This window comes from Streptomyces sp. NPDC052225, assembly GCF_040679615.1.
Taxonomy (GTDB): domain Bacteria; phylum Actinomycetota; class Actinomycetes; order Streptomycetales; family Streptomycetaceae; genus Streptomyces.
In genome coordinates, this window is record NZ_JBFAVD010000009.1 from 66,243 (window position 1) to 81,498 (window position 15,256).

Genomic DNA, 15,256 nt, shown 5'->3' on the forward strand with positions numbered 1-15,256 from the left:
CCGATCGGGAGGGCAACCGTTCCGCCTCTTGATGCTGTGCGGCGGCTGTTCGAACGCCGCCGATCGCGCGGAACGTTACCGTATCGCGATCAGACAACCACTTCGACGCCCTCGCCGGGGGCATTTCCTGACGCCCGTTCGGACTCCAATGCCTGCTGGAGGATGATGACGGCGGCCGCCTGGTCGATGACAGACCGGCCCTTTTTGGACTTAACACCACTGGCGCGCAGGCCCTGACTGGCCGTCACTGTGGTCATCCTCTCGTCCAGGAGTCTCACCGGAACGGGTGCGATGCCCCGCGCAAGCTCCTGGGCGAAACCGCGGACCTTGACGGCCGCCGGGCCCTCGCCCCCCTTGAGGGAGCGAGGGAGCCCGACGACGACCTCGATCGGCTCGTACTCCTCGACGATCTGCTTCAGCCGCCGGTGGGCGGCCGGGACGTCGCGTCCCGGCACGGTCTCCACCGGCGTCGCGAGGATCCCGTCGGGGTCGCAGGACGCGACCCCGATCCGGGCGTCCCCGACGTCGATCGCCAACCGGCGGCCTCGGCGCATCAGTTGGCCGTCTCGCCGACGAGGCGCTCGACCGCGTCGATGGCCTCGCCGATCGCGGCCGGGTTCTGGCCGCCGCCCTGCGCGACGTCCGGCTTGCCGCCGCCACCGCCGCCGAGGGTCTTGGCGGCCGTACGGACCAGGTCGCCGGCCTTGAGGCCGCGGTCGCGGGCGGCGTCGTTGGTGGCGATGACCGTGAGCGGCTTGCCGTTGACGGTGGTGAAGAGGGCCACGACGGCAGCGCGGCCGCCCTGGATGCGGCCCCGCACGTCGAGGACCAGCTTGCGCAGGTCGTCGGCGCCCGTGCCGTCCGGCACCTGGCCGGTGACGAGGGCGACGCCGCGGACGTCCTTGGCGGAGTCGGCGAGCCCGGCGGCGGCCTGGAGGACCTTCTCCGCGCGGAACTTCTCGATCTCCTTCTCGGCGTCCTTCAGCTTGCCGAGCATCGCCGAGATCTTCTCGGGCAGCTCCTCGCTGCGGCCCTTGACCAGCTCCTGGAGCTGGGCGACGACCGTGTGCTCCTTGGCGAGGAAGTTGTACGCGTCGACGCCGACCAGGGCCTCGATGCGCCGCACGCCGGAGCCGATGGACGACTCGCCGAGCAGCTTCACCAGGCCGAGCTGGGCGGTGTTGTGCACGTGCGTGCCGCCGCACAGCTCCTTGGAGAAGTCGCCGATGGTGACGACGCGGACGCGCTCTCCGTACTTCTCGCCGAACTCGGCGATGGCGCCCTGCTTCTTGGCCTCGTCGATCGACATGACCTCGGCCTGCACGTCCAGCTCGCGCGAGAGGACCTCGTTGATCTTCTGCTCGACGTCCGTCATCACGGCCGTGGGCACGGCGGACGGCGAACCGAAGTCGAAGCGGAAGCGGCCCGGCTGGTTCTCCGAACCGGCCTGCGCGGCCGTCGGGCCGAGCGCGTCGCGCAGCGCCTGGTGCGTGAGGTGCGTGGCCGAGTGCGCGCGGGCGATGGCGCGGCGGCGGGTGACGTCGATGATCGCCTGGGCCGGGGCGCCGACCGTGACCTCGCCGACCTGGACGACGCCCTTGTGGACGTAGACGCCGGGGACGGGCTTCTGGCAGTCGCGGACCTCGACGATCGCGCCGTTGTCCAGCTTGATGCGGCCGGTGTCGCCGATCTGGCCGCCGCCCTCGGCGTAGAAGGGGGTGCGGTCGAGGACGACCTCGACCTCGTCGCCCTCGGTGGCGGCCGGCGAGGAGACGCCGTTGACGAGAAGGCCGACGACGGTCGACTCGCTGTCCGTCGACGTGTAGCCGATGAAGTCGGTGGCACCGGCGGCGTCGGCGATCTCGCGGTACGCGCCGACGTTGGCGTGGCCGGTCTTCTTGGCCTGGGCGTCCGCCTTGGCGCGCTCCCGCTGCTCCTTCATCAGGCGCCGGAAGCCGTCCTCGTCCACGGACAGGCCCTGCTCGGCGGCCATTTCGAGGGTGAGGTCGATCGGGAAGCCCCACGTGTCGTGGAGCAGGAACGCCTTGTCGCCGGAGAGGACCGACTTGCCGGCGGCCTTCGTCTCGGTGACGGCGGTGTCGAGGATGTTCGTGCCGCCCTTGAGGGCCTTGAGGAACGCGGCCTCCTCGGCGAGCGCGACCGTCTCGATGCGCTTGCGGTCGGAGATCAGCTCCGGGTACTGCAGGCCCATCGTGTCGATGACGACGTCGAGCAGCTCCTGCACGACCGGTCCGGTGGCGCCGAGGATGCGCATGTTGCGGATGGCGCGGCGCATGATGCGGCGCAGCACGTAGCCGCGGCCCTCGTTGCCGGGCGTGACGCCGTCGCCGATGAGCATCGTCGACGTACGCATGTGGTCGGCGACGACGCGCAGCGAGACGTCCGAGTCGTGCTTGGCGCCGTACTGCACGCCGGTCAGCTCGGTGGCCTTGTCGATGACGACGCGCAGGGTGTCCGTCTCGTACATGTTCTGCACGCCCTGGAGGATCATCGCGAGACGCTCGAGGCCGAGACCCGTGTCGATGTTCTTCGACGGCAGGTCGCCGAGGATCTCGAAGTCCTCCTTGCCGATGCCCTGGCCGCGCTCGTACTGCATGAAGACCAGGTTCCAGATCTCCACGTAGCGCTCGTCGTTGACCGCCGGGCCGCCCTCTTCGCCGAACTCGGGGCCGCGGTCGTAGTTGATCTCGGAGCACGGGCCGCAGGGGCCCGGGACGCCCATGGACCAGAAGTTGTCCTTCTTGCCCAGGCGCTGGATGCGCTCCTTCGGGACGCCGACGACCTCGTGCCAGATGCGCTCGGCCTCGTCGTCGTCCAGGTACACGGTGATCCAGAGCTTCTCCGGCTCCAGGCCGTAACCGCCGTCCGCCACGGAGCTGGTGAGCAGCTCCCAGGCGTACTTGATGGCGCCTTCCTTGAAGTAGTCGCCGAAGGAGAAGTTGCCGCACATCTGGAAGAACGTGCCGTGGCGGGTCGTCTTGCCGACCTCTTCGATGTCCGGCGTGCGCACGCACTTCTGCACCGAAGTGGCGCGCGGCGCGGGCGGCTTGACCTCGCCGAGGAAGTACGGCTTGAACGGGACCATGCCTGCCGGGACGAGCAGCAGAGTCGGGTCGTCCGCGATGAGCGACGCCGAGGGCACGACCTTGTGGCCACGCTCCTCGAAGAAGCTCAGCCAGCGGCGACGGATTTCAGCCGACTCCATCAGTGGTCCTCATTCCGGTTGTTGTACTCGATGTACGTGGGTTGCTTGGCGGTGAAGGTGTTCTCGATGGCCGCGAGGCGGCGCTGCGCGGGGAGTTCGCGGTCCACCGGCTCGTTCAGGCCCAGCGCGTCGCCGAGTTGGGCCTCGCGCTCGGCCATGTTGTCGCGGACGTCGAGCGCGAAGTCCTTGAGCTTGTGGCCCGCTTCGACCGCCTTGGTGGCGGCCTGCGCGGCGAGGCTCTCCGGGGTCAGCTGCTTGAGCTTGCGATTGACCTTGGTGGTGGCCCATACGCCGGCGGCTGCGCCCGCGGTGAACCAGAACATACGGCGGAACATCGCTGGGTTCAGTCCCTCTTATTCCGGTCGGCCCCGCCGTTCCGCTTCGCGCGGCGCGACTGCGGGACCGAGCGGCCCACGATCACGGTACGACGGGTCTGCTTGGCGGGCACGTCCTTGCCCCGGCCGCCGATGGCCCGGCGCACGCCGTAGCCGAAGGCGGCCACCTTGACCAGGGGGCCGCCGAAGGTGGAGGCGACGGTGGAGGACAGCGCCGACGCGTTCGACGTGACTTCCTGGACGTCCGAGGCGATGGCGTCGACGCGGTCGATCTGGGTCTGCGCGGAGCGCACCGCGTCGGAGGCGTCGGCGAGGAGCGGGACGGCCTGTTCGGTCACGTCCGCGACCAGCTTGGTGGTCGCCCTGAGCGTCTGGGCCAGCCTCGCGAGCGCCACCGCGAGGAAGGAGACCAGGATCGCCCAGAAGACAGCCACCAGGATCCCGGCCACCTCTCCACCGGACACTTGGCACCGCTCCCTGTTCTTGCCGATTCACGCCTGTCGACCATCGAAAAGTCGTCCCCCGAGCCTATCGCGCCCGGCCCCGCGCTTCTTACCGCATTCTGCTTGCGCGCGGGCGCACTTCGACCGGAGCGATTGTACGGAGTGCGTACGGATGGGTACGCTCCGTACCTCATGCGACGCTCTTTGCGCCCCGGCACCCCCCACGACGATCCGCACGCGGCCCCGACCGGGCCTCCCCGGCCCGGCAACCTCCCCCATGAACTGAACCGTTTCGTCGGCCGTGCCGCCGAACTCACCGAGCTGGCCGGCTCGCTCGGCTCCGCCCGGCTGATCACGGTCACGGGGGCCGGCGGCGTCGGCAAGTCGCGCTTCGCGGCGCACGCCGCCGCCCGTGTCCCCGCCGACCTGCGCCGTGACGGCGTCTGGCGGGTCGAGTTGTCGACGGTGCGTCAGCCGGAGCTCGTCGAGCACACCCTCGTGGAGTCGCTCGGCCTCACCGACCACACCACGCGCCCGCCGCGCCAGATCCTGGTCGACCATCTCGCCGAGCGTCAACTCGTCCTCGTCCTCGACGGGTTCGAGCATCTCCTCGACGCCTGCGCCGCTCTCGTACGCGACCTGCTGCGCGCGGCGCCGGGCCTGCGGGTCGTCGCCGTGGGCCGCAGGCCGCTGACGCTCGACGGCGAGCGGCTGTTCCCGCTGGCCCCGCTGCCGGTGGCCGACGCGGCCGAGCTGTTCGCGGACCGGGCGGCGGCCCTGCTACCCGGCTTCCGGCTGAACGGCGACAACCTGGTCGACGTCCTTGAGGTGTGCCGGCGCCTGGACGGGCTGCCGCTCGCGGTGGAGCTGGCGGCGGCGCGGCTGCGGGCCCTGTCGCCGGGGCAGCTGGTGGAGCGGCTCGACGACCGGTTCCGGCTGCTCAGGGGCGGGGTGCGGGACGCGCTGCCGCGCCATCAGACGCTGCGTACGGCGATCGGCTGGAGCCATGAGCTGTGCACGGCGCAGGAGCGGCTGCTGTGGGCGCGGCTCTCGGTCTTCTCCGGCCGGTTCGACCTGGAGGCGGCCGAGTACATCTGCGGCGGCGAGGGTCTGCACGCGGACGAGGTCCTCGACGTCCTGCACGAGCTGCTCGCGCAGTCCGTGCTGATCCGTGAGGAGTCGGCCGCCGGGGTGCGCTACCGGATGCTGGACACGGTGCGCGCGTACGGCGCGGAGTGGCTGGACAGCGTCGGCGACACGGAGCGGATGCGGCGCCGGCACCGGGACTGGTACATGGGGCTCGCCACCTGGTGCGAGCTGGACTGGTTCTCGTCGCGGCAGACCGAGGTCGCGGCCCGGATCGACGCGGAGCTGCCGAATCTGCGCGCGGCCCTCGAGTACTGCCTGACGGAGCCGGGCGAGACGCATCTGGGCCAGTACCTGGCAGGCACGCTGTGGTTCTACTGGGCCGGCTGCGGGCGGCTCGCGGAGGGCCGGCACTGGCTGGACCGCAGCATCGGCCTGGACGGCGAGCTCCTGGACACGGGCGAGCCCGGCGAGTACGCGGACTCCCGCTTCAAGGCGCTGTGGGTGCTCGGCTACGTGGCGATCCTCCAGGGCGACACCGTGCCCGCGCTCGCCGCGCTCCAGGAGTGCCACGACGAGGCGGAGCGCACCGGGAACGCGACGGCGCTGGCGTACGCCGTGCACCGCACCGGCTGTCTGGCCCTGGTCACCGACGACATGCCGCGCGCCGAGCAGCTGCTGCGGGACGCCCTCGCCCGCTACCGCGAGATCGGCGAGCTCAACAGCAATGTGCTGATGGGGCAGGTGGAGCTGGCGATGGCCGTCGCGTTCCAGGGCGATCTGACGGAGGCCGTGGCGCTGTGCGAGGACGTACGGCAGGTGTGCGAGGACCACGGGGAGCGCTGGACCCGGGCGTACGCGCTGTACGTCCTGGCCTACGCGGCGTGGGCCGACGACGATCTCGCGCGGGCGCGCGTGCTCCTGGAGGAGTGCCTGGCCATCGGGCACGAGTTCCACGATCTGCTGGGCACGGTCCTCGCCGTCGAACTGCTCGCGCTGGTGACGACCGGGGAGGGCGACGCCGCGGAGGCGGCGGTGCTCCAGGGCGCGGCGGGCGGGATCTGGCCCGCGGTGGGGCTGCCGCTGTTCGGCTCGGTCTACTACAACGTGCCGCACGAGCGGTGCGAGGAGCGCGCCCGCGAGGATCTGGGCGACGCCCGCTTCGACGAACTGGCGCGCACCGGCGAGCGGTTGGGGCACGACGAGGCCGTGGCCCGCGCGCTGGGCCGCGGCAGGCGGCAGCACACGGCGAAGGTGCCGCGGCCGGCCCGGCCCGCCGCGGCGGAAAAACGCGAACCCGCCGCCTCCCCCACCAAGGGCGGGGAGACGACGGGCTGAAACGCAGGTGAGAATACGTCCGCCTCCGGTGAAGGAGACTCCGGTGAGGGAGATCAGCGGGCGTAGTACTCGACGACGAGCTGCTCGTCGCAGATCACGGGGATCTCCTTGCGGTTCGGGTCACGGTCCAGGCGGAAGGCCAGGGCCTTCAGGTTCACCTGGAGGTAACGCGGGGTCTCACCCTCGGGGGCGAAGCCACCCTCACGCGCGACCTGGAACAGCGGCTTGTTGCGGCTGCGCTCGCGCACCATCACGACGTCGTCGGGGCGGACACGGAACGACGGCTTGTCGACCTTCGTGCCGTTGACCTCGATGTGGCCGTGGACGACCATCTGGCGCGACTGGTAGATCGTGCGGGCGATGCCCGAACGCAGCAGCAGCGCGTCCAGACGACGCTCGAGCTCGATGACCAGGGCCTCGCCGGTCTTGCCTTCGGCCTTCTTGGCGCGGTCGTAGGCGCGGGCCATCTGCTTCTCGCTGATGTCGTACTGCGCGCGCAGACGCTGCTTCTCGAGCAGACGGACCTTGTAGTCCGAGTTCTGCTTGCGGCCGCGACCGTGCTCACCCGGCGGGTAGGGGCGGGCCTCGAAGTACTTGACGGCCTTCGGGGTCAGCGCGATGCCGAGGGCACGCGACTTCTTGACCTTGGGGCGGGACTGGTTCGCCATGAACCAAACACCTCATATTTCTGATGCGAATACGGCTTCACCAGGGTTTGGGAGGTCGCATCCGCAGCCCGGGAAACCCACCGAGGTGGGCAGCCGCTCCCGGATCTGGGCACATACGTGCAGCACGCGAGTGGCCCACCGACCTGTACCCGGGAACCGGGAGGGTGGTGGGCTGCCCGCGACACCTTCGAAGGTGCGCGACGCTCCTGGATCCCCTGTGCCTTGCGGTTCGGGGGATCCGGCTGAATGATCCGCTCTGGTGACGCCCCGCATCCCTTTCGGGAGGCCGGGCACGGATCACAGCACTTCGCGGAAGTCTACCGGATCTATCGGGGGCAGGTCGCCAGCAGGTCCTGGAGGGCCAGCTTCTCGGGGGCCGTGACCGTGAGCCCGTACTTGTGCTTGATGCCGGTCCAGCGGCGCCCGTACTCGCACCAGTATCCGTGGTTCGACGGCTTCCACTTGTCCGGCGTCCGGCTGCTCTTCTCGTAGTTGGCCGTCTTGTCGGCGGCGAGCAGGACGTCGAGGTCGTTGGCGTACGTGAGCCGCCGCTCGGGCGTCCAGGCCCAGGCCCCGGCCCGCCAGGCGGCACCGAGCGCGACGACGTGGTCGCTCTGGATCTGGGAGGCGCGGCGGTAGTAGTACGGCAGGTCCTTGCCGGTGTACGGGTCGTGCAGCGTGCCCGAGATCACCACGCACGGGTTGCGGTCGCCCTCGCGCAGGTCGCTGAGGTCGCGGCGCAGGACGTCGTCGCGGGTGTCACAGCCGTTGCGCCCGCCCGGGGCGTCCACGTCGTCGCTCCACCCGTCACCGAATGCGCTCCGCTTGTACGTCTGCCAGTTCTTGCCCCAGGCGACGGTGAGGCCGGCGAGCTGGTCCCGGGCGGTGGCGGCGTCGGGCGGGAACCCTTTACTGGCGAGCGTCCGCGGGGTCGCGGTGCTGCTCGTGCTCGGGGGTGCGGTGCGGTCCAGCTGGGGCGGGGTGCACGCCGCGGCGACGACCATGACGACCAGGCCCCCGGCGACCCGTACGGCCCGCGACGCACCCATGGCCCGAGCGTAGGCCTGCGGCGCTGGGCCCGCATTCCGTCCGACCGCCCGGCGGGGGCCGGCCGCGCAGTTCCCCGCGCCCCTGGGGCAGCGGCCTCGCCGCCTGGCCTTCATCGAGGAAATGCGACGCGAAGCGTCTGCATTTCAGGGGCGCGGGGAACTGCGCGACCAGCCACACACAACCCGCACCCGGCAACGCACACTCACCCGGCAGCCGATCAGCCGCCCCCGCCCCCCTCACCCCGCAACCTCTCCCGCACCCGCTCCACCACATCCGCATACCGCGCCTCCGCGCCATACCGCGTCGGCTCGTAATACCGCCGCCCCGCAATCGCGTCCGGCGCGTACTGCTGCGCCGCGATCCCCCCGGGGACATCGTGCGGATAGACGTACCCCTGCGCATGGCCGAGCTTGGCGGCGCCCTTGTAGTGGCCGTCGCGCAGATGGGGCGGAACCGGGCCGGCGAGGCCCTTGCGTACGTCTTCCATGGCGGCGCCGATGGCCGTCGTCGCCGCGTTCGACTTCGGGGCGAGGGCGAGGGCGATCGTGGCGTGGCTCAGGGTGAGGGCCGCCTCGGGGAAGCCGATCATCGCGACGGCCTGGGCCGCGGCGACCGCGGTGGGCAGGGCCGTGGGGTCGGCGAGGCCGATGTCCTCGCTCGCGGAGATCATCAGGCGGCGGGCGATGAAGCGCGGGTCCTCGCCGGCCTCGATCATGCGGGCCAGATAGTGCAGGGCCGCGTCCACGTCCGAGCCGCGGATGGACTTGATGAGGGCGCTGGCGACGTCGTAGTGCTGGTCCCCGTCGCGGTCGTACTTCACCGCCGCGCGGTTGACCGACTCCTCGACGCTTTCGAGGCTGATGGACGCCTCACCCTTGTCGAAGGCCGCGCCGGCCGCGGCCTCCAGGGCGGTGAGGGCCCGGCGGGCGTCGCCTCCTGCCACGCGCAGCAGGTGCTCCTCCGCGTCCGCGTCGAGCACCAGGGCGCCGCCCAGGCCGCGCTCCTCGGCGAGCGCCCGCGCGAGCAGGCCGCGCAGGTCGTCGTCCGTGAGCGGTTCGAGGGTCAGCAGGAGGGAGCGGGACAGGAGCGGGGAGATCACCGAGAAGTACGGGTTCTCCGTCGTGGCCGCGATCAGCGTCACCCAGCGGTTCTCCACCGCGGGCAGCAGTGAGTCCTGCTGGGCCTTGCTGAAGCGGTGGATCTCGTCGAGGAAGAGGACGGTGTCCTTGCCGTGGCCGCCGAGCGCGCGCCGGGCGCCCTCGATGACGGCGCGGACTTCCTTCACGCCCGCGGTGATCGCGGACAGCTCCACGAATCTCTTGTTCGTGGCCTTGGAGACCACGTAGGCAAGTGTCGTCTTTCCGATGCCGGGCGGGCCCCACAGGATCACCGACGAGGCGCCCGCCGGGCCGGAGTCCCCCTGGCCGACGAGGCGGCGCAGCGGCGATCCCGGCTTCAGCAGGTGCTGCTGCCCCACCACTTCGTCGAGGGTGCGCGGGCGCATCCGTACGGCCAGGGGGCTCGCGGACGGGTCCTTCTCCTGGCGTTCTTCGGCTGCGGCGGTGAACAGATCGGGTTCCACGTACGAAACCCTAAGACACCCCACTGACAACGCCGCGGGCGCAGGTCAGGCCCAGAGGGCGTCGCCCCAGCGCGTGAAGATCAGTACGGCGATGATGCCGATGTGTACCACGGGCAGAGCCCAGGTGAAGTCCTCGAAGAACGTCTTGCCGGGCCGCGGCACCGGCAGGAAGTCGTTGCGGATGTTGAACGACGTGACGTACCAGAACATCAGGATCGTGGCGACCCAGGCCAGGCAGCACCACAGGCACAGCGCGTTGATGCGGTACAGGGACTGGAACATCAGCCAGGTCACGAAGCCGACGCCGAACAGGCAGCCCGCGTTGAAGGTGAGCCAGTACCAGCGCGGGAAGCGGGCGCGGGCAAGGAGGCTCATGCCGACGCAGATCACGATGCCGTAGCAGACCAGGCCGAGCATCGGGTTCGGGAAGCCGAAGGCGGCGGCCTGCTTGCTCTCCATGATGCTGCCGCAGGAGATGACCGGGTTGATGCTGCACCCGGGCGTGAAGGTCTTCCCCTCGACCTTGTATTCAAGGATCTTGAACTTGTCGAGCGTGATGACCCACGCGGCGAGCAGCCCCGCCGCTCCGGTGATCACCATGAGCAGCCCGAACGCGCGGCTCCCGCCGACGGTACGGGGGCCGTCGTCGCTCCCGGTGTCGCGGGACAGGCTGTCGCTTGCTGTCGTCGTCTTGCTCATCACGCCGATCCGTCGCTGAGAGGGCCTTGGGCATCGTCATTCTGCCGTACGGGCACGGGTGTCCACCCGTTCGATCGACATAAGGATGTTCGCCCGGAGATCCCGGAACGTTCGGTCCCCTCCGGCTCACCGGACAGGAGAACCCGCGATGACGACGGCACTCCCCCGCGCCACGGCCCGTAAGCCCGAACGCCTGCCCGGGGCCCGGCAGTTGGGGCTCCGCCGGGGCGTGATCGAGCGCAAGCGGTTCTTCTGCCGGACGGTCGCTCTGACGACGTACGCGACGGACCGCGACGTCCTGCGGGCCGTCGAGGAAGGCGCCGAGGGTGTGTCGACGACGGGTGCGGATTCGGTGGGAGCTGGTCGCGCAGGTCCCCGCGTCCCTAGAAGGCATGCGCCGCGCGCAGCCTTCATAGGGGAAATGCGGCGCGCAGCGCCTGCATTTCAGGGGCGCGGGGAACTGCGCGACCAGCCACGACGCACAGGTCAGAAGACCACGTACCGCACCTAGCCCAGCTTCGCCCGGAGCACCTCGACGACCTGCTCCACCGCGACAGCGTCCTGCTCCCCGGACTCCATGTCCTTGAGCTGCACGACCCCCTCGGAAAGATCCCGCTCACCGGCGACGAGCGTGAACCGCGCCCCGCTCCGGTTCGCGTTCTTCATCGCGCCCTTCAGGCCCTTCCCGCCGAACGAGAAGTCCGCCGAGATCCCGGCCCGCCGCAGCTCCGTCACCTTGGAGAACAGCACGCGCCGCGCCTCGTCACCGAGCGGCACGGCGAACACGCTGGTCGTGGGCGGGAGTTCCAGCTCCACACCCTCGGCCTGCAGCGCGAGCACCGTACGGTCGACGCCGAGCGCCCAGCCCACCGACGGCAGCGACGGGCCGCCGATCATCTCGGAGAGACCGTCGTAGCGGCCGCCGCCGCCCACCGCGGACTGCGAGCCGAGACCGTCGTGGACGAACTCGAAGGTCGTACGCGTGTAGTAGTCGAGGCCGCGGACCAGCTTCTCGTCGTCCTCGAAGACGACGCCCTCGGCGACGAGCAGCTCACGCACCTGCTCGTGGTACGCCTTGCACGCGTCGCACAGGTAGTCGCGCAGCGAGGGCGCGCCGACGAGCTGCTTCTGCACGTCGGGCCGCTTGTCGTCGAGGACGCGCAGCGGGTTGATCTCCGCGCGGCGCAGTGTCTCCTCGTCGAGGTCGAGCCCGCGCAGGAAGTCCTGGAGGGCGGCCCGGTAGACGGGACGGCACTCCTTGTCGCCCAGCGAGTTGAGCAGGATGCGGAAGTCGCGCAGCCCCAGCGAGCGGTACGCCTGGTCGGCCAGGATGATCAGCTCGGCGTCGAGGGCCGGGTCCTCGGCACCGATCGCCTCGGCGCCGACCTGCGAGAAGTGGCGGTAGCGGCCCTTCTGCGGGCGCTCGTAGCGGTAGTACGAGCCCGAGTACCAGAGCTTGACCGGGAGGTTGCCCGCCTTGTGCAGGTTGGCCTCCAGGGCCGCGCGGAGCACGGACGCGGTGCCTTCGGGGCGCAGCGCGAGCTTGTCGCCGCCCTTGGTCTCGAAGGCGTACATCTCCTTGGTCACGATGTCGGTGGACTCACCGACACCGCGCGCGAACAGTTCGACGTTCTCGAAGCCGGGCGTCTCGACGTAGCCGTAGCCGGAGTTGCGCAGCGGCGTGGAGATCGCGTCACGCACCGCGAGGTACGTCGCCGAGTCGGGCGGCAGCAGGTCGTACGTGCCCTTGGGGGCCTGAAAGGTGCTCACGGAACTTGTCTCTTCACATTCCTCGTCGGGGGGCCCTGGGCGAGTCCCCCTGGCCGGTGGCGGCCACCTGCCGCAGATACGGGTTGGTGGCGCGCTCCTGGCCGATGGTCGTCTGGGAGCCGTGTCCGGACAGGACCACGGTCGAGTCGTCGAGCGGCAGGCACACGCGCGCCAGCGATTCGAGCATGTCGTCCATGGAGCCGCCCGGGAGGTCGGTGCGTCCGATGGAGCCGGCGAACAGCAGGTCGCCCGAGAAGAAGACGGACGGGATGTCCGACGCCTCGGGCATCCGGAAGGTCACCGACCCCTTGGTATGGCCGGGCGCGTGCGCGACGGAGAAGTCGAGCCCGGCGAGCTTCAGCGCGGCGCCGTCGGACAGCTCCCGTACGTCGTCGGGCTCCCCCACGGTCAGTTCGCCCATGAGCGGCATCCCGATGGAGCGGCCGAGCGCCTTCTCCGGGTCGCTCATCATGTAGCGGTCCTCGGGGTGGATCCACGCCGGCACGTCGTGCGCTCCGCAGACCGGGACGACCGAGGCGACATGGTCGATGTGCCCGTGCGTGAGAACGACCGCGACCGGCTTGAGCCGGTGCTTCCTGAGTGCTTCCTCGACTCCCTCGGCGGCCTGGTGGCCCGGGTCGATGATCACGCACTCCTCACCCGCGGCGGGGGCGACCAGATAACAATTGGTGCCCCAGGCCCCTGCGGGGAACCCGGCAATCAGCACGATCGTCCTTCGTATGTCGTCGTAACAGTGGAATGCGGCAGATCAGAGCCTACCGGCGCTGCCGATTCCACAGCGAACCCATATACGGTACGGGGCACCAACAGACGGCCCGCACACGAGGTCACGAGACGTACGAGGAGAACAACCGGTGGTCAGCAAGGATCAGCGGCAGCGTCAGCTCGCCCGGGAGAAGTTCCTGCGCCAGCAGCAGCGGCGCGAGGCCGCGCGCAGCAAGGCGCGCACCCGCAACATCGTGATCGCCTCGGTGCTCGCGGTCGCCGTCCTGGGCTCGGGCGCCGCGTACGCCGCCGGCGCCTTCAAGAGCGACGACTCGTCGAGCAAGGCCGGCGCCGACGCGAGCGCCAGCCCGAGCCCGAGCGCTTCGTCCACGGAGAAGCCCGAGCCGAAGATGACCGTCGACAAGAAGGCGAAGTACACCTTCACGCTCAAGACGAACCGTGGCGCCATGGCGATCGCCATGGACGCGGCCAAGACGCCGCACACGGTCAACTCGTTCAAGCACCTCGCCGACAAGGGCTTCTTCGACAAGACGAAGTGCCACCGCCTCACCACCCAGGGCATCTACGTCCTTCAGTGCGGCGACCCCGAGGGCACCGGCGCGGGCGGCCCGGGCTACACGATCCCGGACGAGAACCTGAAGGGCCTCGGCAAGGCCGGCAAGGACGGCTCGGTGACGTACCCGGCCGGCACCGTCGCCATGGCGAACACCGGCCAGCCGCACACCGGCGGAAGCCAGTTCTTCCTGGTCTACAAGGACAGCAAGCTGCCGCCGTCGTACACGCCGTTCGGCACGCTGGACGACGCCGGTCTCAAGGCGGTCCAGGACGTCGCGAAGGCGGGCGTGGCCGCCGGCGGTCAGAGCGCGTCCGACGGCGCCCCGAAGAAGGGCGTCACCATCACGACCGCGACCGTGACCAAGAACTGACGTGACCGAGAACTGACCTGCCCGCTGCCAAACTTCGGTCGCGCGGGATGCGGACAGCCGCCCCGCCGGTCGCCTATGTTGGCGGTGACGAAACTGTGGACGATGCCCGGGGGCCACGAGCCGCCCGCAGGCATCATGTGGAGGAGGCGCTGTGAGCAGCGACCCGTGGGGCCGCGTCGACGAGACGGGGACCGTGTACGTGCGTTCGGCCGACGGCACTGAGCGTGAAGTCGGTTCGTGGAAGGCTGGTTCGCCCGACGAGGCTCTTGCCTACTTCAAGCGCAAGTACGACGGTCTGGTCGTCGAGATCGGGCTCCTCGAGCGCCGGGTGCAGACGACCGACCTGTCGTCCAAGGACGCCATGACCGCGATCGGGCACCTGCGGGACCAGGTGACCGACGCACACGCCATCGGCGACCTGGACGCGCTCGGCAAGCGGCTCGACAAGCTGGTGGAGACCGTCGAGTCGCGGCGTGAGGAGCGCAAGGTCCAGAAGGCCAAGCAGTCCGACGAGGCGCGGCACGCCAAGGAGGCGCTCGTCGTCGAGGCGGAGGAGCTGGCCCAGTCCGAGCAGTGGCGGGCGGCCGGCGAGCGGCTGCGCGCCCTGGTGGACACCTGGAAGGGCCTGCCGCGGCTCGACCGCAAGTCGGACGATGAGCTGTGGCACCGCTTCTCGCACGCCCGCTCCGCGTTCTCCAAGCGCCGCAAGGCGCACTTCGCGTCGCTCGACGCGCAGCGCGAGGAGGCCCGCAAGGCCAAGGAGAAGCTGGTCGCCGAGGCCGAGGCGCTGTCGAACTCGCAGGACTGGGGCGCCACCGCGGCCCGGTACCGCGAGCTGATGACGGACTGGAAGGCGGCGGGCCGCGCCCAGCGCGAGTTCGAGGACGACCTGTGGAACCGCTTCCGCGGCGCCCAGGACGTCTTCTTCGCGGCGCGCAGCGCGGTCTTCGCCGAGCGCGACGCCGAGCAGGGCGAGAACCTGAAGCTCAAGGAGGAGCTGGCCGACGAGGCCGAGAAGCTCCTGCCGATCGGGGACCTGAAGACGGCCCGCGCCGCCTTCCGCTCGATCAATGAGCGGTGGGAGGCCATCGGCCACGTCCCGCGCGACGCCCGGCCGAAGGTCGAGGGCCGGATGCAGGCCGTCGAGCGCGCCCTCCAGGAGTCCGAGGAGGCCGAGTGGCGCCGGACGAACCCGGAGGCGCGCGCGCGTGCCGCGGGTCTGACCGGTCAGCTCCAGGCCGCCGTCGACAAGCTCAAGGGCCAGATCGAGCAGGCCCGCGCGCAGGGCAACAACGCGAAGGCGGACAAGCTCCAGCGCGAGCTGGACGGCCGTCAGGCGCTGCTCGACTCCGCGCTGAAGGGGCTTGAGGAGTTCGGCGGCTGACC

The 15,256-nt window shown here is 70.4% G+C and carries 13 protein-coding genes; 3 read left to right on the forward strand and 10 right to left on the reverse strand.

The features are described from left to right. Positions 1-89: 89 nt before the first annotated feature. The 4 genes from ruvX to AB0L37_RS15810 are packed head-to-tail and all read right to left on the reverse strand — an operon-like array spanning position 90 to position 4,025. On the reverse strand, positions 90-554 hold the full coding sequence (gene ruvX / locus AB0L37_RS15795) for a Holliday junction resolvase RuvX (RefSeq protein ID WP_365504779.1): 465 nt from the start codon (positions 552-554) through the stop codon (positions 90-92). Then, on the reverse strand, positions 554-3,226 hold the full coding sequence (gene alaS, locus AB0L37_RS15800) for an alanine--tRNA ligase (RefSeq protein WP_365504781.1): 2,673 nt from the start codon (positions 3,224-3,226) through the stop codon (positions 554-556). Before alaS ends, ruvX begins: the two co-directional genes overlap by 1 nt. Then, positions 3,226-3,561, reverse strand: coding sequence for a DUF6167 family protein (locus tag AB0L37_RS15805; protein WP_365504783.1), 336 nt, complete (start codon positions 3,559-3,561; stop codon positions 3,226-3,228). The genes alaS and AB0L37_RS15805 overlap by 1 nt, the downstream gene beginning before the upstream one ends. Positions 3,562-3,569: 8 nt before the next feature. Continuing rightward, complete coding sequence (locus AB0L37_RS15810) at positions 3,570-4,025, reverse strand: DUF948 domain-containing protein (RefSeq protein ID WP_365504785.1); 456 nt, start codon at positions 4,023-4,025, stop codon at positions 3,570-3,572. Positions 4,026-4,196: 171 nt separating this feature from the next. On the opposite strand from AB0L37_RS15810, the gene AB0L37_RS15815 reads away from it, so the two are divergent. Continuing rightward, positions 4,197-6,428 (forward strand): AAA family ATPase, encoded by a 2,232-nt coding sequence (locus tag AB0L37_RS15815; RefSeq protein WP_365504787.1) that lies wholly within the window; start codon positions 4,197-4,199, stop codon positions 6,426-6,428. A gap of 53 nt (positions 6,429-6,481) precedes the next feature. Here AB0L37_RS15815 and rpsD read toward each other — a convergent pair whose 3' ends face one another. The 6 genes from rpsD to AB0L37_RS15845 all read right to left on the reverse strand — a co-directional run bounded on the left by rpsD (position 6,482) and on the right by AB0L37_RS15845 (position 12,924). After that, entirely contained in the window at positions 6,482-7,096 is a 615-nt protein-coding gene (rpsD, locus tag AB0L37_RS15820; RefSeq protein WP_365504789.1) for a 30S ribosomal protein S4, read from the reverse strand. 326 nt (positions 7,097-7,422) lie between these two features. Beyond that, the gene (locus AB0L37_RS15825) at positions 7,423-8,145 is read right to left on the reverse strand and encodes an HNH endonuclease family protein (protein ID WP_365504791.1); all 723 of its coding nucleotides are present in this window, start codon (positions 8,143-8,145) and stop codon (positions 7,423-7,425) included. Positions 8,146-8,363: 218 nt separating this feature from the next. After that, positions 8,364-9,728 (reverse strand): replication-associated recombination protein A, encoded by a 1,365-nt coding sequence (locus AB0L37_RS15830; RefSeq protein WP_365504793.1) that lies wholly within the window; start codon positions 9,726-9,728, stop codon positions 8,364-8,366. A gap of 45 nt (positions 9,729-9,773) precedes the next feature. Further along, positions 9,774-10,427 (reverse strand): vitamin K epoxide reductase family protein, encoded by a 654-nt coding sequence (locus AB0L37_RS15835; protein ID WP_365504795.1) that lies wholly within the window; start codon positions 10,425-10,427, stop codon positions 9,774-9,776. A 507-nt stretch (positions 10,428-10,934) separates the two neighbouring features. Then, positions 10,935-12,197, reverse strand: coding sequence for a histidine--tRNA ligase (gene hisS / locus AB0L37_RS15840; protein ID WP_365504797.1), 1,263 nt, complete (start codon positions 12,195-12,197; stop codon positions 10,935-10,937). A 13-nt stretch (positions 12,198-12,210) separates the two neighbouring features. Then, on the reverse strand, positions 12,211-12,924 hold the full coding sequence (locus tag AB0L37_RS15845) for an MBL fold metallo-hydrolase (protein ID WP_365504799.1): 714 nt from the start codon (positions 12,922-12,924) through the stop codon (positions 12,211-12,213). Positions 12,925-13,072: 148 nt separating this feature from the next. Between AB0L37_RS15845 and AB0L37_RS15850 the strand changes: the two genes are divergently transcribed. Together AB0L37_RS15850 and AB0L37_RS15855 are read left to right on the forward strand one after the other, a co-directional pair. After that, entirely contained in the window at positions 13,073-13,870 is a 798-nt protein-coding gene (locus tag AB0L37_RS15850; protein ID WP_365504801.1) for a peptidylprolyl isomerase, read from the forward strand. Between the two features lie 151 nt (positions 13,871-14,021). Next, complete coding sequence (locus AB0L37_RS15855; protein ID WP_365504803.1) at positions 14,022-15,254, forward strand: DUF349 domain-containing protein; 1,233 nt, start codon at positions 14,022-14,024, stop codon at positions 15,252-15,254. Positions 15,255-15,256 lie beyond the last annotated feature (2 nt).